Genomic DNA, 20311 nt, shown 5'->3' on the forward strand with positions numbered 1-20311 from the left:
TGCGCAAAGACGCAAAGGGCGCAAAGTTCGGAGAAAACTATTTGTGTCTTTTACTCTGCGGCCTCTGCGCCTCTGCGCGAGACAAATCTTATTCCCGCCGGCTGGTTTCCGTCGAATGTGGCGCATCCACTGGATTCGTAGTTGGAAACGAGTCGAGCGGGTCGGCCAAGCTATCGGCGAGCTGATTGGCAGCGGCGGCGCGGCGGTTGTAGCGAATCGAATCCCAAAACGCAGTGACGATAAACGCGGCGCCGATCAAACCGGTGACCGCTTCCGGAATATGGTGCACCGTGCCCAAAAACATCATGACCGCCAACGCGATGATCGCGTAAAAGGCGCCATGTTCGAGATAGCGATAGGAAGCCAAGGTTTCTTTCTCAACCAGCATGATCGTCAGGCTGCGGACAAACATGGCGCCAATGGCCAGGCCGATGGCGATGATGAAAAGATTGTTCGACAACGCAAAGGCACCGATGACACCGTCAAAACTGAAACTGGCGTCGAGAACTTCCAAATAGAGAAACGAGGCGGCGCCCGACTGGGCCACCTTGCCGGTGACCGCGGACTCGACGTTCAGCAGGGCGGAAACGCCATCGACGGCGATATACGTTATCAAACCGAAGATGCCGGCGATCATGAATTCCATGCTCTCGGCGCCGGCCAATTTGGTGGAAATATAGTAGAGCAAGAGCAACACCAGCCCCAATTCTACCGCCTCGATCCGCCCAAGCTTGGTGAGCGGGCGCTCAATGATGCCAATCCAATGCACATCTTTTTCTCGGTTGAAGAAGTGTTTGAGCCCAACCATTGCGAGAAACGCGCCGCCGAATGCGGATACCGAAACATGGGCGCTGGTCAAAATCTTAGAGTATCGGTCGGGATCCGTGGCGGCGAGCACCAACGCAGAGACCGGATCGCTGTGGATGATGATGGCGACAATGAGCAGCGGAAAAACAATGCGCATGCCGAACACGGCGATGGCGATGCCCCACGTGATAAAGCGCCGCCGCCACACCGGCGTCATTTTTTTAGAACCACCGCGTTGACGACGGCGTTGTCGAACGACAGCGAGACTTCAAGGATCGCGAGCACGGCGACGATGAAGACCACCGACAGAGCGTGGGTCCAACTATGGCTTGTACTCCAACCAATGAACCCGCCAGCCACCAAACCGGCAAACGTAACGACAAACGAATGACGAAAGTAACCCATATGTAAAGCTCAGCACACTCTTGCATAACGTGATCGGGCTTTGCAAGTCCGAGGCGCGCTAGCGTCGCAGCAACCAACGGGTCCCGGGGATGTGTATATTGCTGCTGTCCTGTTGACTCCTCCAATGCCTATGTTGTACGCAGTCACATAGGCATAGGAGTTGTACCGTGGTCCTAGTCCTCAAGAATGATCAGATGGAAAACCTCGTGCCCATGAACGAGGAGATCGCCGCCATCGAGCAGGCATTTGTAGAATTGGGTGCCGGCAAGGCGATGATCGCGCCGCGCGCGCGGCTGCGCACGCCCTGGAAAGAAGAAGGCGGCCAATACTATTTCAACAATATAATGGGCTTAGTGCCGGGCATGAAGTCGATGGCGCTGCGCATCGACTCGAGCTTTTCCAAAGAGATTCAGGTCGAAGGCAGCAAACGGCGCGTTTACCCGGGCGACTTCATCGGACTGGTGATGCTCTTCGACATGGATACCTGCAATATTTTGGCGATCATGGACGATCATTTCATCTCGACGCTGCGCGTCGGCGCCACCAGCGCGGTGGCGAGCAAGTATCTCGCCCGCAAAGACGCAAAAGTCATGGCGCTGCTCGGCTCCGGTGAGCAAGCGAAAACTCAAGTCACCGCCCACGCCTGCGTCAGGAATCTAACTAAAGTCAAAGTCTTCAGCCCGACGAAAGCCAATCGGGAAAAGTTCGCCAAAGAGCTGAGCGCTGAAACCGGCATCGAAGTGGTCGCGGTGAATTCCGCCGAAGACGCGATCCGCGGCAGCGACATCGTCACGGCGGCGACCAACACCGTCGATCCGGTCATCCAGGGCAAATGGGTTGAGCCGGGCATGCACTTAAACAGCATCGTCGGCGGCGACGGCTTTTTGCCGCGCAAAGAGCTCGACGACGAAGCGGTAATGAAATCGAACTTGATCGTCGTTGGTTACAAACCGCAAATCTTTCTCGACAAACAGGCCGAGTTTCACGACCGGCTGGAACGTGGCTTGGTCAAAGCCGAAGACCTACACGAGTTAGGAGAATTGTTGAACGGCAAATGCCGCGGCCGCGAAAGCGAAAAAGAGATCACCTTTTTTAAGAACAACACCGGCATGGGCATCCAGTTCGCAGCGACGGCGCGCTTGATGTATGAAAAAGCCAAGGCAAAAGGCATCGGCGCCGAGCTGCCGCTGGAATTGTTTATGACCCAGCGCGGCGATAAGTTGTTCTCACCGTAAAAGGAAATCATGAAAGCGGAAAACGGAAAACGGAAAATTCGGATCACTGCTCATTGAGCGAAGCGACTAGAGTTAAGAAGGAGCAAGGTTATGCGCGATTGGGAAGTTTTCATACCTGAAGAAGAACGACGCGTTTACGACAAGGCCGGCTACAAGGGCAAAGAAAAGTTCGGCATCAACCCGGCGCTGATCATCATCGACGTCATCACCGGTTTCACTGGCACCAAACCGATGCCGGTGATGGAAGCCATCGATGAATTCCCGACGAGCTGCGGTCAAGTCGCCTGGGACGCGCTGCCGAAGATCAAAGAATTGCTGCATGCCTGCCGCGACGCGCAGATTCCGGTGGTCTATTCGACCAGCGATCCGGAATTCAAAGCGGCCTTCGGCAACGCGACGAAGCGCGGCACGGACAAGACCGATTTTGAAAAGCTCGCTGTCGAATTTCCCGAGATGATCAAGCCGCGCGACGATGAATTCATCGTGCGCAAAGCCAGAGCCAGCGCGTTCTTTGGCACGCACTTGATCACCTATCTCGTGCGCAAAAACATCGACACATTACTAATTGCCGGCACCAGCACCTGCGGCTGCGTGCGCGGCACGGTGCTCGATGGATATTCGTATGGCTATCCGGTATTTCCGGTTGAAGAATGCATCTTCGATCGCTCGCGCACATCGCACTTGGTCAACCTCTTCGAGATGAACGCCAAATACGCTTCGGTCATCCAGCTCTCCGAAGCGCTCGACTACGTCGGCAAGATCAAACGGATGGAAGGCCGAAAGACACTGGCGAGCTAACCGAATAATCACTCACCACGAAGGACTCGAAGTGCACGAAGGTTTCAGACGAGCAATTTTCCGAACTTCGTGTTCTTCGTGGTGTAATCAGTTCTTCGACTCGGCTACGACCGCCGAGTTGTAAGGAGAAGACCCTCATGGCAACCGAATCCCCTTTCGTCGATCAAGAATATTCAGACCGCTACGCCCGCGCCCAAGCGCTGATGCAGCGCGACGGCCTCGACGCGCTGGTGGTCTCCGAGAAAAACAACTACTGGTACTTCAGCGGCCTGATCAGCTACCAGCTCGATCACATCCAACGCCCGCAGATTTGCATCCTGCCGAAAACCGGCAAGCCGCTCCTGATCGTCTACGGCAACGATAAAGCCAAGGCCAAGGCTCTGCCCTGGGTCGGCGAAGTGCGCTCCTACACCGACGTGCCGTTCCCGCAGGAAATGATTGCGGCGTCGATCAAAGAAATGGGCTTAGGTGAGTCCAAGCTCGGCTTCGAGTTGGGCGACGATCAACGGCTGGGCATTCCCGTTAACTATCTTTCCGGCCTCACCGAAGCTCTCCCCAAAGCGCAGATCAAAGATGGCAGCGCCGCGTTGAACGAATTGCGCACCATTAAAAGCGCTCGTGAAATTGAGTTCATGCGCAAGGCCTGTGAGATTTCCGTCAAAGCCTACGACCGCTGTTTGCCGAAACTCAAACCGGGCATGACGCGCCGCGAAGTCGCCGACAACTTGTACATCTCGATGATCGAAGAAGGCGCCCATCCGCGCCATCCGGGATTTCTAATGTTGAACTCGTCGACCCGCTACGACGACCGCGTCTACAAAAAGGGCGACCGCATGATCGCCGACTTCGGCGCCTGCTACGAAGGCTACTACGGCGACATTACGAGAATGGCGATCTTCGGCGCACCGACCGAAGAGCACAAAAAAGACCACGAAACCGCCTGCGACGTTATTGATCTCTGCTTTGAGTCGATGAAGCTCGGCACCCCGCTCGCCGAAGTCTCGCGCGTGGCGAATCGTGAACTAGTTAAGCGTGGCTATGAAGCCGTCGACAGCCCAAAGCGCATCGGCCACGGATTAGGCATGTCGCGCGCCGAGCCGCCGTCGCTAAACGAAGTCGAAACCGAAGTTTACCGGCCAGGAATGGTGCTCGCGTTGGAGCCCAAAGTGCGCTCGAAAACCAGCGCCGTGCATTTGGAAGAAGACGTATTGATAACGGAAAAGGGGCAGGAATTCCTAACCACGGGTTGCCGCCGCCTAGACGTGATCAAATAATTGCTCAACAACGGCTGTTGTGGGGGCGACCGGCTGGCGCGCCCGCGCCCCGAACTCTGCGCCCTCCGCGCCTCAGCGCGAGAAAAATCCGAGGAACTAACATGAACCAAAAAGGCATCCTCTACCTCTCCAACGACGACGTAAAAAAAGTCCTCGACTTGGGCCGTGCCATCGAGATCACCGAGCAAGCGCTGCGCGATCACAGCGAAGGCCGGGTCATCTGGTCGACGCCGGAAGACTTCGCCATCAAACCCGACGAAGGCTGGCAGTCCTGGGTCACCGGTTGCGCGCTCAAAACTTCCCCCGTGGCCGGCTTTCGCATCCGGTCGATCAAAGCCGCCGGCGGCAGCCGCGACGTGTCGCGCCCACCGCGCGGGCCGCGCCGCGTGTTGATTCTCAGCGACCTCGAAGGCGGCGAGATCGTCGCCTTCATGGACGAAGACTGGTGCCACGCCGTGCGCACCGCCGCCGCAGCCACGGTAGCTATGCGCGTGCTGGCGCGCAAAGGCGCCAGCACCATGGCCATGCTCGGCGCCGGCGACACGGCCCGCGCCGCCGTGCCGGTGATGGCCAAGGCATTCAACCTAAAAGAAATACGCGTCACCTCGCGCACGCCCGAGTCGCGGCAGAACTATGCGAAAGAAGTCGGCAAAGAGTACGGCTTGAACATTAAGCCGGTGGAGTCGACGGAGGAAGCGTTAAAAGACGCTGATGTCGTAATCTCCGCGACAACAACTTCGACGCCATTCGTCAAAGAGTCCTGGCTCGGCGAAGGCATCACCGTCTACTCCATCGGCAAGCACCAGGAAATGGAAAGCTCGATCTACAAAAACGCCGACAAGTTCGTCGTCGACAGCTGGCTCCATTGCAAAAACAAATCCGACATGCAGCGCATGCTCAAAGAAAATTATCTGAGCGAAAAAGACCTCTACGCCGAGCTGCCCGAGCTACTTTCAGGAAAGAAAGCCAGCCGCCAGTCAGACAAAGAACGGGTCTTCATCCGCGCCATTGGTCTCGTCAATCAAGACATCGCCATGGCGAACACGATCTATCAGAGCGCATTGGAGAAGGGTATCGGGACGAGATTGCCTTACTGACTTTGATTCCCTGATTCGATTCTCAGACGAGAAAACAATCCACAACTCGTGCAAGGGCGACCAATTCCGACTGCCTCTCCCTCTGGGAGAGGATAGAGGTGAGGGCGCGTTGTGGCACGATCCTGCCGCGCTTCGATCTACCCCCCCGCGCGTAACCCATTCCCGTGCTTGGCGATCATCGCCTCGAAATCATCCACTGCCGTATTCACGTCCATGGCCCGCACGCCATAGATGTCCCCGTGCGACGCGGGAAAAGGCTCGATGCCTTGCTGGAGCTCGCGCGCCAGATTCATCAGCCGGCGCCGCGCCGTGATGATCGCGAGGTCACTGGTGCCGAGGTGCTCTTTCCGGCGGTCGTAGACCGGACCCATGCTTTCCTGTATCGCGCGATCCTGATCGTTGACGCCCCAGATTCCTGTGTAGCTCGTCGCGCGTTGGATTTTACGATCGAGCAGATAGTCGTTCTCCATGTTGCGCTTCGGAATGAACGTGCCAGGGATCAGCTCAGGCGGAAACGAGCGGCCCGTGCGGCGCGGCTCGATGTCCTTTTCGGTCAACGGCCGCTCGGGGTGGTAGGAAATGTAAAACGTCATCGTGCGATGGTCGTCCACCGGAATCCAGGCCCGTCCGCCGGCTGGAAACCGTATGAACGGGATCAGGCTATAGGTCGGCAGCAAAGCCTGGGTGACGCGCCAATTGTAGGTGCCCTCGCCCACGGTGCGACGGGCGCCGTAGCGAAAGCCGTAGTCGGTGTCGTTCACGATGATCTTGGGCGACCTGTCCAGCGCCTTCTGCCGCGGATCGATGGCGCTGCCGTCGCCATTGGGCGAAGCCGCCGGGTCGAGATACGTGTGCAGGAACGATGCGTGGGAGCTGTCGATGTCGCCTTCGTACCCCTGTAGGAAGTTGGTCTCCTGATACCACTTCGACACCGAGCGGTGACTATCGGGGACTTGAGTCCACTCCAACTTGGGTAGCTCGGCGTGGAGATGTTGGGGACCCATGTAAACCCAGATCAGGCCGCCGTGCAGCGCCGTCGGGTAAGATGTAATGTGGATTTTGTCTTTGAAGTTGCTCTCGGCCGGTTCCGAAGGCATGTCGACGCAGTTGCCGGCGACGTCAAACTTCCAGCCATGATAGACACAGCGAATGCCGCACTCCTCGTTGCGCCCAAAATAGAGCGACGCGCCCCGGTGCGGGCAGTGCGCCTCGACGACGCCGATTTCGCCGTTTGAGTCGCGAAACGCGACGAGGTCCTCACCCAACAGCCGCAAGCGCACAGGCGGGCAATCCGCCTCGGGCAACTCCTCAGGCAGCATCGCTGGCAGCCAGAAGCGCCGAAACAGCTCGCCCATGGGCGTCCCTGGCCCGACCCGACACGCAAATTCGTTGTCTTCTCTGGTTAACACCGCACCTCCCGTGCGAGGAACTTTCTGACCGGGGATTTATCGCCGAACCGGCGAGGCTGTCAAACGTCGGAGGTTTGGCTGAATTGCGTTGGCGTACTCATGGCAAATCGTAGCCGCGCTGCCTGCACACTATATGATTAGCTGTCGGCGCCTATCTGATCTGAAAGATCTCGCGCCAGAGTTTCTGATACTTCGGATAATCCTTGCCGTCCTCGACGCCTAGGAAATAAACCTTCGTCGGTCGGCTTTTTTCCACCGGCTCAACCTTCGGATGAGCCGGCGTCTCGCCGGCCTGGGCGTAAACCTTCTGACCTTCTTCGCTAATCAGCCAGCGTGCCCAGAGTAGCGCGGCGTTGGGATGCCGCGAATCTCTTAGCACCGTTACGGTGCCGCCAACGTGGCCGACCCCTTCGGAGAACATCATTTGCAGCGGGCTGCCTTGCTTGACGCGCGGTGGAAAATGATGGCCGTAGCAAGTGACACAGACATCGGCCTGGCCGGCGGCGAGCAGTTCAATCAACTGTGAGTGGCCGCGGTGGAATTCGGGATTGTTCGCGGCGATCTTCTTGAAAAGTTCGACGGCTTTTTCGTCGCTGTTGTATTTGTACTTGGCGAGGCCCATGAGCAACTGAAAGTCACGCGGTTCCGCTGCCAAGCGTTTATTCCAGCGAGGGTCCGCGAAATCTTCGAACTGCTTGGGCTCTTCGCCTTTCTTCACCCGAGCAGTATTCCAGCCAGCGACGAAATATTCCGTATCCGTCGCCACCCAATAACTGCCCTTCATGCCGGCCGGATACGCCGCTGCTTCGGGCAGGTTGATGTCGTTCAACAGGTTCTGTTCCTTTAATTGCTGCAAATAAACCTGCGTACCGCCAAAGACGTCGCCAAGCACCTTGCCGCCGCGCGCCTCGGTAATCGCGCGCGCGACCAGTTTGTCGGAGGTCGCATCGACATGCTCGATGGTGATACCTGGAAAACGTTTGCGAAACGCCGGAAACACAACCTCCTCGGTCTTTGCCGACAGCGGAGCGTAAATCGAAACTTTCCCCTCTTTCCGCGCCCGCTGGTACAACTCGTCCAGCGATTGGGCTCCGCCAAAAGAAGGAAACAACAAGGCAAGAACTAGCAAACTCACAAACAGGCGACCAAGGGTCATGACCACCCCCCCGAAATCCGATTCCGACATTATCAATTTTCCATTATCCATTTTCCATTATCCATTGTTCGTGCGCGCTCACATGTCGACTTTCACCCCATTTTTCGCGCACTCATCAGCAAACATCTTTTTCATCCACTCATCGCTTTCTTCAAATTCGAGCTGCTCGACGCCCTGCTCTTCGCCTTGCACCGCGGTGTTGGCGTGCAGCGCAACAAACTTACAGGGCTGGTTGCCGGTATTGTAATGTTGATGCCACGAGCCGGCCGGTGGTGAAATCACCGTGCCCTCGTGCCAGTCGTAGCGCTGCGGTTTTTCGCCCTCGTGCCACATCAGCGTGTAGCCGGTGGAGTCGAGCAAAAAGACATGGGCGCCGGGGCCGTGGCGGTGGGCTTTTTTGTAGCGGCCGACGGGGAACTCAGACACATGGGCGAGCATCGAGCCGCCGGACATGTGGATGTACATGTTCTTGGTGCCCTTGCCGCGTTTTTCGCGGGCGACGAGATTGATCTTGCGGATATCGGGAATGAAGTTTGAGTGCAGTATGCCACCGTAGTATTCGGTGAAATATTTTCCTTCGCGAGAAAAGAACTCGCTGTCGCCGGGATCGAAGCGGTCTTTGAATTGGTAATTTGTATTGTAGATAAACTCCGGGTCGCGGTAGAGCTCAAAGGCAATCGGCTGGCTGGTGAGCGCAAAGTAGCGGCAAACCTCGGTGCCGCTGGCGTTGAAGTGCTGATGCCAAGCATTCAGAGGAATCGCGAAGGTGCTGCCGCGCTCCCATTCAAATGTCCGCTTGGCGGTGCCGTCGTACCAAACCGTTGTGGCTCCACGGCCTGAAGCCACGGTGATGATCTCCTCATAGAGTTGGCGCTGGGGTTTGGTGCTCTTGCCCGGATCGATCTCGCAAATATAGCCGTCGGCTACCATCTGATCGGAGAATGTGCAGATGGCGCCCTTGCAATCTTTGCGTTTCCAGTAGCCCAGCTCGTGCGTGCGCACGTCTTGGACAAACTCACCGCCAACGATCGGCACGCCCTCGGACTGGATCCAGCTCTTGTAAGGGCTGTACTTGTCCCTCATGAACTGCACGTAGGGATGGACTTCGAATTCTTTTTGCGGCCCGGCCATGAACAATTACCTCCTTGACTTCAGGCTGAGGTTACTGCGATGTAATTGATTGTGTCAACATAGAAAGGAAGCAGATGAAACGAAAACTTTTGCTGGTCGTTGTCTCTATGTTTGTGGGCGTCATGGTCGATGCCGCCTCGGCTCAGCTTAGGCCGCTCAAAGTGACCTATTCGGCGATGAGTGCCGCTAGCTTGGTGACCTGGGTTGCCAAAGATGCAGGGATTTTTCAGAAACACGGGCTTGACGTCGGCTTGGTTTACATCGCCGGCGGCAGCATGGCGATGGCAACGACCATCGCTGGCGACACGCAAATTACGCAGGGCATCGGCTCGGGCGCCATTCTTGCCAAGCTCAGTGGTGCGGATACCGTCATGCTGGCGTCGATTCTCGACACGACCAATCAAAGCTTGATGGTCGTGCCGGACGTGCGCACTGCCCAAGATTTGCGCGGCAAGCGCCTGGGCGTGACGCGCTACGGCTCGCTCAGCGACTTCGGCATCCGGCGCTATCTTCAGACCGTCAACCTCGATCCGGAAAAAGACGTGCGCATCATGCAGATCGGCGGTCTGCCGGAAATACTGGCGGCCATGCAAGGCGGCTCGATCCAAGGCGGCGCGATTTCATCGCCGACTCTCACGCGAGCCAAGATGCTCGGCTACCGCGAGCTGATCGACCTTGGCACCCTTGGCATCAAGTATCCGGCCACCAGTTATATGACCACGGAAGCGTACATTAAGAGCAACCGGCCCAACGTGACCAACTTTCTCAAGGCGATCGTAGAATCCGCCCATTTCGTCAAAGCTAACAAAGAAGTATCGATCAACGTCCTGCGCAAATATACTAAAACCAACGAAATGCCGATCCTCGAAGACACCTACAATATTTACGTGCAGCGCTATATCCGTTTGAACCCGGTTTCGTCGCCCGAAGAAGTGAAAACAATTCTCGATCAGGTCAAAGACAAAGACCCGCGCGCGCGCACGACGGACTACGACAGCTTTATTCGCGGCGATTTGCTGCGCGAGATTGAGCAGAGCGGGTTTATCAAGGCGCTGAGCAAGAGCTAGGCGAAGACTCACCACGAAGGAGACACGAAGTTAAGCAACGATTTCGTAGGGTGCGCCGTGCGCACCATGCGAATTGTGGTACGCTTCGACAAGCAGGCTGGTGGTACGTTCAATACGTCGTGCCTTGGGAGTTGGGCTACCACACCGGCCAGGTCGGCCGCTGTCTTCTCGTCTTGACATCATTTTTTCACTACGATAATTGAAACAAAAGTTTCATGGCGTCCCTCAAACAGCTTCTCACCAAAGTCGAATCCCTCAACGGCGCCCAGCGCCGCCTGGGGCGTTATTTGAAGAACGACAGCTCGGCGCTGCTGGTTTACAACGTCAACGATCTGGCTCAGGCGGTGGGCGTGAGCAAGGCCACCGTGGTGCGCTTTGCCAAGACCATGGGCTACGCGGGGTTCCCCGAGTTCAAACGCGACATTCAGAAGGAAATGCGCCGCAAGTTGCGTGCAGCGGACCGGATGAAGGAAACCTTTGCCGAGCTGGGCGATGATGAAAATATTTTCGGCAAGTTGATCAAACGCGACATTCAATTATTACAAGAACTACAGTCAGCCTCCTTCAGCGATTTCCAAGCAGCCGTGGAATTGATCCTCAACGCGCGCAAGGTTTATTTAATCGGCTTGAATGCTTCGACGGCGCTGGCCTACATTCTTTACTTCCGGCTCATGCGTGTTAAGAAAGAAGCGCACTGGATCGTCATGACCGGCGGGGCCTCGCTGGTCGAGCAGCTCGCATTCATGAAACCGGAAGACGCGCTGGTCGCCATTGATTTTGTCGAGGTGCCACGCGAAGTGCAGACCGCTTTGCAGCATGCGCAGAAGATCGGCACGCCAATTTTGGGCATCACTGATTTTCCCAGCTCGCCGATCGCCAAGGCTGCTAAAGTTTGCCTTTACGCCAAGCGTGGTTTGCACTCGTCGGTGAATTCGCTGACACCGGCGTTTTCGCTGGTCAACGCGCTGGCCATTGCCGTCGGTTGGGCGAAACGGTCAGATTCGATCAAAGCGCTCACCGATCTCGATATTTTATTGGAAGAATCGGGTATATAAGTTAATTTCGAACAAAAAATAAGGAGAGAGAATCATGGCAACGAAACTAAAATTTGGCCTTCTGTTACCGCACTTCTGCGAGTATGGCTCGGCAGACAGCTGCATCGAAGGATCGAAAAAAGCGGAACAGTATGGCTTCGACTCAGTCTGGGTGCGTGACCATTTGGTTTTCGAACCGCACGGCATGGAAGGCGAAGACAACACTCACATCGAAGGCTTGTTGATCCTCGCTGCCATCGCGGCGGAATGCAAGAAGCTCACCCTCGGCACTGGCACGGTAATCTCGCACCGCCATCCGATTCACCTCGCCCAATCGATGGCCGGTCTCAGCAACATAGCCAAAGGCGATCTCATCATGGGCTTGGGCCTCGGCACTTTTCCGCACGAATTCGAAGCCGCCGGCTATAAGAAAGTGACGCTGCAAGATCGCGCCAATATGGCGAAGATCAACGCGCAACTTTGTCGCCGTTTCTGGTCCGGTGAAAAGATCAGCTATCAAGACGATTACTACGATTTCAAAGACGTCGAGTTGAAACCGTTGCCGCGCGGTAAGATTCCCATCTGGTACGGCGGCGGCACGCCGGCTTCGGCGCGCCGCGCCGCGGATTATTGCGACGGCTGGATGCCGGGCCGGATCCCGACAGCGACGTTCAACAAAATGGTCAAGTACCTCGAAGAACAGTGCAAAGGCAACGGCCGGCCGATGGTTACCACCGGCGCGATCCCGATTACCAGCATCGACAAGAACCGCGACGTGGCGCTCAGCAAGGTCAACACCAAGGGTTTGATCAACGAAGGCAATGCGCCGAGCAAAAAGACCTGGGTCAAACCGAAATCGGGAACTTTTTCGACTGTCGAAGACATCGAAGGCTTGCTGATGGCTGGCACGCCGGCGGACATCGCGCGTGACACCAAGCGCTACGAGGAAGCGGGCTTGAACCATATCGTCTATGATTTGCGTTTCCGCTACGCCGACTGGATGCAACAGATCGATTTTTTGGGCCAGGAAGTACTGCCAGCGGTGCGCGCGTAGCGCGCTGCACATGTTTCGGGTTCCGAGTTTCGCGTTTCGGGTTAAGATCCGAAGACTCGAAACCCGGAACTCGCAACTCGAAACATCAAGGAGTTTCTATGCGTACGGAAAAAGTTAACTTCTACAGCGAAGGCAATAAACTTGCCGGCGTGCTCTATTTGCCCGACGGCGAGCAAGGCAAACCATTTCCCGGCATCGTCCAGGGCCCCGGGTTCCTCGGTCTCAAAGACGCCAAGCATTACATCATGATGTTCGAAAAACTTTGTGCCGCCGGCTATGCCTGCCTGTGCTTCGACTACCGCGGCTGGGGCGACAGTGAAGGCAACGATCGTGGTTGGGTCATGCCAGCGTGGCAAGCCGCGGACATCCGCGCCGCGCTCTCCTACATGGAGGCTCGTCCCGACATCGACTCCGATCGCCTAGCGACCTACGGTTCCGGCGGCACCGGCGGCGGTAACGCCGTCTACGTTGCAGCAAACGACGCGCGCGTCAAATGCTGTGTTAGCTACCTGGGCGTCAGCAGCGGCCGCGACTGGCTGCACTCCATGCGCCGCGAATACGAATGGGTTGATTATTTGAAAGAAATCGACGAGGACCGCAAACAGCGCGCGCTCACCGGCAAGAGCAAAATCGTTAGTGCCCGCGAAGGCGGCATCATGGTGCAGACCCCGGAGCGGGTCACGACCAACATCAAGAAAGACGTCGCCGACAAGATCCCAGACGGCATGCCGCTGGCTTGCGCCGAGGCGATTTTGGAATACAGCCCCATCGACGTCGTGCACAAGATTTCGCCCCGCGGCGTGCTATTCATCGCCGTCGAAGGCGACGCCGTGACGCCGGAGCAGCAGTCTTTCGATTTATACGAAGCCGCCGGCGAGCCGAAGAAGTTAGTGCTGTACAAGAAGACCACCCACTACGGCATCTACAATGATTACTTCGACGATGTCGCCGCCAACGTGGTCGACTGGTACAACCGGTATTTGAAATATCATAAGGTAGAGATCACCGAATCAAAGTAACCGGAAAATATCGCGCGCGGAGGCGCAGAGAACGCAGAGAAAAGAGTTTTTATTTTTCCGAACTCTGCGCCCTCAGCGTCTCCGCGCGAAACAATTCTTAATTTAGGAGCATTCAATGAAAAACATATCCTTCGGCGTGCGCGTGCCGAATTCTGGGCCGCTGTCGAGCATTGAAAACATCGTCAAGGCCAGCAAAGCCGCCGAAGACATGGGCTTCGACGCAATCTGGGTGCACGACCATGTGGTTTGGTCGTCGGAGATGCACAAACATCACATCTCTTCCGGCGCCTTCGAAGCGCTCGCCGACACGCAGGACGCAAACTTCTTCGAGGCGACAACGATTCTTTCTTACCTCGCCGCCGAGACGAAAAAGATCGTGTTAGGCGTCGCTTGCTTGGTCATGCCGTGCCGCAATCCGGTGTATGCCGCCAAGCAATATGGCACGCTCGATCATCTCGCCAACGGCCGCCTGCTCGTCGGCGTCGGCTTGGGCTCGAAAGCGACGCGCGAATCGGACGAATTCGGCGTCTTCGGCGTGTCCTACGACCGGCGCGGCGACCGCACCGACGAATACATTGAAGCAATGAAAGCGATCTGGACCCAGCCGCTGGCTTCCTACAAAGGTGACTTTCTCGAATTCAAAAACGCCGAAGTTTATCCCAAGCCCATTCAAAAGCCCCATCCACCGGTGTGGGTCGGCGGCTGGATGAAGCTCGCAGCCAAACGCGCTGGCAAATACGGCGAAGGCTGGATTCCGGGCTGGCTGTCACCGAAAGAAATGAAAGTCGGCTGCGATATATTGGCACAGACCGCGAAAGACAACGGCCGCGATCCGAAAAAGATCACCATCGCGGTGGAAAAGCTCGCGACCATCGCCAAGACCCGCGAAGAAGGCTTGAACCTGGCGCTGCCGACACTGAAAACCAGCAGCGAAAGCTACGAACGCGACATCGACAGCATGCAATTCGCGTTGGACCGTCACATCTTCGGTTCCATCGATGACGTGCGCCGGCGCTGCGATGAGTTCGTCGAAAACGGCGTGCAGCACTTCGAGCTGAAGATCATCTATCCGACGATCGACAGCTTGCTGCGCCAGATGGATCTTTGGGCGGAGAATATTATTCCGAAGTACAACTAGCGCAAAGCGTCTAGCGTCTGGGTTCTAGAGTTCGGCGTTTTCGGATTCCGAAGCGCTAGACCCTAGACGCTAAACGCCAGACGTTTTCCGGAGAAAACCTTGAATCTGCAATTCACTCTCAACGGCAAGCCGTGGAAGGTTGACTGCGAGCCGGCCGATACGTTGGCCGAAGTGCTGCGCAATCAGTTGAATCTCAACGGCACGAAGGTTTCCTGCGAAGTGCAGGTGTGCGGCGCCTGCACGGTTTTGGTCGACAACTTGCCCGTCAGCGCTTGTACTTATTTAGCCTACGAAGCTCGCGGCAAAAGCGTCGTCACCGTCGAAGGCTTGGAAAAACCGGACGGCACGCTGCACCCAATTCAGCAGGCGTTTATCGATGAGTTCGCTTTTCAATGCGGCTTTTGCACGCCGGGCATGATCCTGGCGACCAAAGCGCTGTTGGATGAAAATCCCAAGCCGACCCGCGACGAGATCGTCCATCACATGGACGGCAACATCTGCCGCTGCACCGGCTACGTGCCGATCGTCAACGCGATCAACCGCGCCGCCGACATGCTGGCCAAGGAGAAGGGAAAGTGAGCGCGCAAGAAAAAACCGATTTTTCTATCGTCAATCATTCGATCCCGCGGCGCGACGGGCGCGTCAAAGTCACCGGCCGGGCGCAGTACGTCGCCGACTTAAAACTAATCGGTATGGCCTACGCGAAAGTGCTGCGCAGCCCCTACGCCCACGCGAAAATTATCTCTATCGACAAGACCAAAGCGGAGAATCATCCCGGCGTTTACTGTGTCGTCACCGGCTTCGATCTCAAAGGATTGAATCCCTATTTCGGCCACGCGGTCAAAGACCATCCGCTCTTAGCCATCGACAAAGTCCGCTACGCCGGCGAGCCCGTGGCGGCCGTCGTCGCAGTCGACGAACGCACCGCGTTCGAGGCGCTGGAATTCATCGATGTCAAATACGAAGAGCTGAAAGGCATCTTCACGCCGCAGGAAGCGCTCGCCAAAGACGCCCCGTTGTTGCACGACCGAAAATTCGAAGCCGGCGCGCTGCGCGGTTTCGAAGGCGAAGTGAGCGCTGGCAAGGGCAGCAACATCTGCCAGACCCATAAAATTCAGTGGGGCGACATCGACAAAGCTTTCAAAGAAGCGGCCGCTGTGATCGAGGGCGACTACTATTTTCCGATGACCTACGCCTACGCGATGGAGCCCTATGTCGCCATCGCCGATGTCACCGATCAGGGCGTTAACATTTACTCTTCGGCGCAGCACCCCTTCATGGTGCGCCACGATTTGAAAACCGTTTTCAATTTGCCGGTCAGCAAAGTGCGCCTGATGGTGCCGTTTGTCGGCGGCGGTTACGGCAGTAAGTCGTATACGAAAGTCGAGCCGCTGGCTGCGGCCTGCTCATGGAAAGCCAAGCGGCCGGTGAAGCTCCAGCTCACCGTCGAAGAAGCCATGCTCACCACGCGCAGCGATGACGCTTACACCTGGATGCGCACGGCGGTCGACAAAAACGGAAAAATAATTGCGCGCCAGGCTAAAATAATGATGAACACCGGCGCATACGCCGAGAATAGTCCGCTGGTGGTCGAGAAGTCGACCAATCGCTGCGTCGGACCGTATGCGATTCCTAATGTGTTGATCGAAAACATGTCGCTCTACACGAACACCGTTCCGGCGAGCTCCTATCGCGGCTTCGGCTGCGCCCAAGTCACTTTGCCGGGCGAGTCGCAGATCGACGAGCTGGCGGCGAAGATCGGCATGGACCCCTACGAGTTTCGCCAGTTGAATGCCGCGCAGCCAAAGCAAGAATTTTTCCCCGGCATGCGCCCCTTCGACGGCACGTTGAAGCAGGATCTGGAAACCGCCGCGAAGTCGATCGGCTGGGGCACACCCGTGCCGAAGGGCCACGGCCGCACGGTCGCTTGCTCAGGCAGCGACGCCGGCGCCTATCCTTTAACGTCGACAGCCGTGCGGGTTCACGCAGATGGCTCGGTCACGATCATGACTGGCAGCACGGAACTAGGCCAAGGCAGCCACACGATTTTGCCGCAGATCGCAGCCGAAGAGTTAGGCATCGAATATAGCGAAGTGAACGTGGTCTCGTCCGACACCGCGATCACGCCCTACGACCGTTCCACCGGCGCCAGCCGCACGACGACATTGATGGGCAGCGCGGTCTTGGAAGCCTGCCAAGAAGCGATCCAACAAATGGTCGTGATGGCCGCCGACGTCCTTAAAGTGAAGAAGGAAGATATTCAAGTGATCAAAGGCGGCGTGCGCTGCGGCGAAGCCCAGCTCAACTGGTCGCAGGTGATCAGCAAATTCTACGCGCTGCCCGACGGCGAAGTGATCGGCCGTTCGTACATCAGAAAATCCGGACGGTTTGCAGCCCTGCCGGTCTTCTGGGAGACCGCGGCCACCGCCTGCGAGCTTTCCGTCGACGAAGATACCGGCAAGATCACCGTCGAAAAACTCGCGACCGTCGGCGACGTCGGCTTAGCGATCAACCCCGCGTTGGCCGAAGGCCAAGACATCGGCGCCGCGACCATGGGGTTGGGCATCGGCCTGTTCGAGGAGCTGGTCTACGAAGGCTCGCAGTTGATGAACGGCTCGATCCTCGACTACCGCGTGCCGCGCTTCTCCGACTTGCCGAAAGAAGTCGAATTGCACTTGGTACAAAACCGCGACGGCGTCGGCCCCTACGGCGCCAAAGGCGGTGGCGAAGCATCGTTAAATTCCATGGCCGCCAACATCGCCAACGGCGTCGATAAAGCCGTCGGCGTGCGCATCCGCCAAGCGCCGCTGACACCCGAGCGGGTGTGGCGAGCGATGAGAGAGAAGAAAGGATGAATTATGAATTATGAAGGATGAATTAGAGGAGAATTACTTCCGCTTTCCGCCTTCATACTTCCGACTTTTTTATGATGCCCCTAAGAAAATTCACGATCCATCAACCGAAAACCGTCGCTGAAGCCGCGCAGATGCTCACCCAGTTCGGCGAGAAGGGCCGCCTCTACGCTGGTGGCACCGAGCTGCTGCTCGCGATGAAACACGACTTGCTGCGCTATGAAAATCTTGTCGACGTCAAAACCATTCCCGGACTCGACAAGATCGAAGCGAGCGGTGCGAGCGTCGTCATCGGCGGCGGCGTCACGCACCGGACACTAGAACGCAACAACGTTATCAAAGAAAAACTTCCGGTCGTCGCCGAAATGGAATCCAAAGTCGCCAACATTCGCGTCCGCGCTTCGGGCACGCTGGGCGGCAACCTCTGTTTTGCCGAGCCCCACTCCGATCCCGCAACCCTGCTGACTGCTCTCGAAGCCAAAGCGCGCATTCAAGGCAAAGCCGGCGAGAAAACCATCGCGGTAGAAAAACTCATCACCGGCGCCTACGAAACTTCATTGGGCGCAGACGAACTGCTCACCGCCGTGGAAGTTCCAGCCCTGGCAAAGAATCAGCGCGCCGCCTATCTGAAATTCCAAACCCACGAACGCCCCACTCTGGGCATGGCGCTCGTCCTCGAAGTCGACGGCGACACCATCAAAAAAGCCCGCGCCGTCGTTGGCAGCGTCAGCGCCACACCGACGCGCTCCGACAAGACCGACGCCGCCTTGGTGGGCAAGCGCAGCGACGTGGAAAAGCAACTGGGCGATGCCGCACAAGCACTAGCCGATGCAGCGGATCCGGTGGATGATCTTCAAGGAAGCGGCGAATACAAGCGGCACTTGATCGGGGTTTTCTTAAAGCGGGCGTTCGTCAAAGCGTTGGTTTAAGGCCCTGTCAGCCTTAGTAGCGAGCGTGGATTCTCCCTCGCCCGCCCGTTCTACTACTTTCCCCAATCGCGCGAATAGCGGAAATCGCGGTCGATGGTGCGCTGCGAGACTTTTGCGATCACTGGCAGACGGCGCTTAAACTGCGAGTTCATGATGCGCTTCGAAACATCGTCGACAAAGCGCTCGGGAAAACCAGCGGCAATCAGTTCGCTTCGGGTGTAGCGCTGATCGACCATCAGGTACAACAGCTTGTCGACTTCCCGGTAAGTAAATCCCAACTCTCCCTCGTCGGTTTGGCCGGTCCAGAGATCGGCTGAGGGTTCCTTTTCGACAATCTCCGACGGCACTCCGATCGCCGCAGCCAATGCCCAGACTTGCGTCTTATAGAGATCGCCCAGCGGGTTGATCGCTGACGCCATGTCGCCGTGCAGCGTGCCATAACCCAACAACAGTTCGGTCTTGTTGCTGGTGCCCAGCACCAAGGCGTCCCACCGCATCGAATGGTCGTAGAGAATGGTCATGCGCTCGCGCGCCATCTTGTTGCCGCGCCGGCGCGCGTCGGCATCGGGAAATTTTTCGAAATAAGCGTCGATCTGCGGCGTGATCTCGACCAGCATCGATTCGATACCGCTCTTGCGCGCCACCATTTCGGCGTGCCTTTGACTATCGGGATTGGAGCTTTTGTAGGGCATCAAGACGGCCAAAACATCTTGCGGCCCAAGCGCCTCAGCGGCGAGCATCGCGCTCAACGCCGAATCGACGCCGCCGGAAAGGCCGACCACCACGCGCTTCAAGCCGGTTTTCTCGACCTCGTTGCGAATGAACGCGGCGAGAATTTCCCGGAGCAAAGTAGTATTGGTCGGAATTTGAATCATGGCGAGGGATCGCGGCAAGGGAAGTGCTTGGGCGCAAACAAAAACTAGCCACGCCCGCGCTTGGCAACGCGGGACTTTGGCACCTTCGCGTCCTTCACCTCTTGGAGACTGCTCTGTGGCGCGGGCCGCTCGCGAATGCGCAGCAATTCATTAATCGTCAAGTCGATATCCTCGTCGCGCAAGAGCGGCGACATGGTGCGTTTGCGCCGCACCGTTTCGAAGCCCACCTCGGCGATAACGAAATCCTGGTCGTAATATTTTGCTTTGGCGAGCCGTTGGCCAAAAGGATCGACGATTTCCGAGCCGCCCCAGAAGCCAACACCGTCTTCGAAACCGCAGCGATTGCCATAGACCATAAACAAACTAAAAGTCTCGGCGTAAGCTTGATTGATCATCTCCCAATAGCGCGCGTTGTCGTCCTGCGCCTGGTTGTCGATCACACCGCGCAGCGGACTCGCCGAAGGACAGAGCACCGCCAGCGCGCCATCCAACGCTGCCAAATAAATTGTCGAGGGGTGCCAGAGGTCCTCGCAAATCAGCAGCGCAAGCCGGCCGAATTTAGAGTCGAAGGCGCGCAGCCGATCGCCGCGCGCGAAATAGCGCTGCTCGTCGAACATACCGTAGGTCGGCAGATAAACCTTGCGATGCACGTGACGCACGTCGCCATCTTCGAAATAGACGGCGGCATTGAAAAACCGGTGATCGGCGCTCTCTTCGACCAGCCCCGCGACAAAAGGGAGTTCTCGGCTCAGTCGCTTGAGTTTTTCGATTTCCGGAGAGTTTAACCGAAGCGCCGCCGTGGGCACGATGTCGCGCAGCAGATAACCGGTCAGGCTCAGTTCCGGAAACAGCAGAAGCTCGGCTTTTTGCTCGACCCCTTGGCGGATTTTCTCCTCGTAAATCGCCATGTTGGCCGGCAGATCGCCAAGTTTGGGACTTATCTGTGCGATGGCAAAACGAATGGACACCGGGTTGACTCCGTAAGCGAATCGGCCGCAAGAAATTCCCACGAAACTAACATAGAGAATGAC

Annotated in this window: 17 protein-coding genes and 1 pseudogene; 12 read left to right on the top strand and 6 right to left on the bottom strand. The window is 57.0% G+C overall.

Annotated features, from left to right (window positions below; genetic code table 11):
* Positions 1-88: 88 nt before the first annotated feature.
* Positions 89-1212: pseudogene (locus FJ145_01735) on the bottom strand (DUF475 domain-containing protein).
* Between the two features lie 167 nt (positions 1213-1379).
* Here FJ145_01735 and FJ145_01740 point away from each other — a divergent pair.
* From FJ145_01740 to FJ145_01755, 4 genes are all read left to right on the top strand, one after another.
* Entirely contained in the window at positions 1380-2447 is a 1068-nt protein-coding gene (locus FJ145_01740) for an ornithine cyclodeaminase family protein (protein MBM4260139.1), read from the top strand.
* 90 nt (positions 2448-2537) lie between these two features.
* Entirely contained in the window at positions 2538-3245 is a 708-nt protein-coding gene (locus FJ145_01745; protein MBM4260140.1) for an isochorismatase family protein, read from the top strand.
* A gap of 137 nt (positions 3246-3382) precedes the next feature.
* The gene (locus FJ145_01750; protein MBM4260141.1) at positions 3383-4519 is read left to right on the top strand and encodes an aminopeptidase P family protein; all 1137 of its coding nucleotides are present in this window, start codon (positions 3383-3385) and stop codon (positions 4517-4519) included.
* Between the two features lie 101 nt (positions 4520-4620).
* Positions 4621-5616: an ornithine cyclodeaminase family protein gene (locus tag FJ145_01755; GenBank protein MBM4260142.1), complete on the top strand. Its 996-nt coding sequence runs from the start codon at positions 4621-4623 to the stop codon at positions 5614-5616.
* A gap of 137 nt (positions 5617-5753) precedes the next feature.
* Here the strand turns inward: FJ145_01755 and FJ145_01760 are convergent, their stop codons facing one another.
* The 3 genes from FJ145_01760 to FJ145_01770 form a co-directional block, all read right to left on the bottom strand.
* Positions 5754-7025 (bottom strand): Rieske 2Fe-2S domain-containing protein, encoded by a 1272-nt coding sequence (locus FJ145_01760; protein MBM4260143.1) that lies wholly within the window; start codon positions 7023-7025, stop codon positions 5754-5756.
* A gap of 151 nt (positions 7026-7176) precedes the next feature.
* Positions 7177-8232 (bottom strand): ABC transporter substrate-binding protein, encoded by a 1056-nt coding sequence (locus FJ145_01765; protein ID MBM4260144.1) that lies wholly within the window; start codon positions 8230-8232, stop codon positions 7177-7179.
* Positions 8233-8259: 27 nt separating this feature from the next.
* Entirely contained in the window at positions 8260-9312 is a 1053-nt protein-coding gene (locus FJ145_01770) for a cupin domain-containing protein (GenBank protein MBM4260145.1), read from the bottom strand.
* A 74-nt stretch (positions 9313-9386) separates the two neighbouring features.
* Here FJ145_01770 and FJ145_01775 point away from each other — a divergent pair, with 74 nt between their 5' ends.
* The 8 genes from FJ145_01775 (at position 9387) to FJ145_01810 (ending at position 18405) form a co-directional block, all read left to right on the top strand.
* On the top strand, positions 9387-10379 hold the full coding sequence (locus tag FJ145_01775) for an ABC transporter substrate-binding protein (protein MBM4260146.1): 993 nt from the start codon (positions 9387-9389) through the stop codon (positions 10377-10379).
* Between the two features lie 215 nt (positions 10380-10594).
* Entirely contained in the window at positions 10595-11434 is an 840-nt protein-coding gene (locus FJ145_01780) for a MurR/RpiR family transcriptional regulator (GenBank protein MBM4260147.1), read from the top strand.
* Positions 11435-11468: 34 nt separating this feature from the next.
* On the top strand, positions 11469-12467 hold the full coding sequence (locus FJ145_01785) for an LLM class flavin-dependent oxidoreductase (protein ID MBM4260148.1): 999 nt from the start codon (positions 11469-11471) through the stop codon (positions 12465-12467).
* Positions 12468-12565: 98 nt separating this feature from the next.
* Positions 12566-13486 carry an alpha/beta hydrolase gene (locus FJ145_01790; GenBank protein ID MBM4260149.1) on the top strand — a complete coding sequence of 307 codons (921 nt, stop codon included), beginning with the start codon at positions 12566-12568 and terminating at the stop codon, positions 13484-13486.
* Positions 13487-13601: 115 nt separating this feature from the next.
* Positions 13602-14624 (top strand): TIGR03619 family F420-dependent LLM class oxidoreductase, encoded by a 1023-nt coding sequence (locus FJ145_01795; protein ID MBM4260150.1) that lies wholly within the window; start codon positions 13602-13604, stop codon positions 14622-14624.
* Positions 14625-14723: 99 nt separating this feature from the next.
* A complete protein-coding gene (locus FJ145_01800; protein ID MBM4260151.1) occupies positions 14724-15203 on the top strand; it encodes a (2Fe-2S)-binding protein in 480 nt (159 codons plus the stop codon).
* Positions 15200-17479 (top strand): xanthine dehydrogenase family protein molybdopterin-binding subunit, encoded by a 2280-nt coding sequence (locus FJ145_01805; GenBank protein ID MBM4260152.1) that lies wholly within the window; start codon positions 15200-15202, stop codon positions 17477-17479. Before FJ145_01800 ends, FJ145_01805 begins: the two co-directional genes overlap by 4 nt.
* Positions 17480-17550: 71 nt before the next feature.
* Complete coding sequence (locus tag FJ145_01810) at positions 17551-18405, top strand: xanthine dehydrogenase family protein subunit M (protein MBM4260153.1); 855 nt, start codon at positions 17551-17553, stop codon at positions 18403-18405.
* 53 nt (positions 18406-18458) lie between these two features.
* Here the strand turns inward: FJ145_01810 and FJ145_01815 are convergent, their stop codons facing one another.
* Positions 18459-19280 carry an NAD+ synthase gene (locus FJ145_01815; protein MBM4260154.1) on the bottom strand — a complete coding sequence of 274 codons (822 nt, stop codon included), beginning with the start codon at positions 19278-19280 and terminating at the stop codon, positions 18459-18461.
* 44 nt (positions 19281-19324) lie between these two features.
* On the bottom strand, positions 19325-20248 hold the full coding sequence (locus FJ145_01820) for a carbon-nitrogen hydrolase (GenBank protein MBM4260155.1): 924 nt from the start codon (positions 20246-20248) through the stop codon (positions 19325-19327).
* Positions 20249-20311 lie beyond the last annotated feature (63 nt).

The sequence above is a fragment of the Deltaproteobacteria bacterium genome (assembly GCA_016874755.1).
Taxonomy (GTDB): Bacteria; Desulfobacterota; Binatia; order UBA9968; family UBA9968; genus DP-20.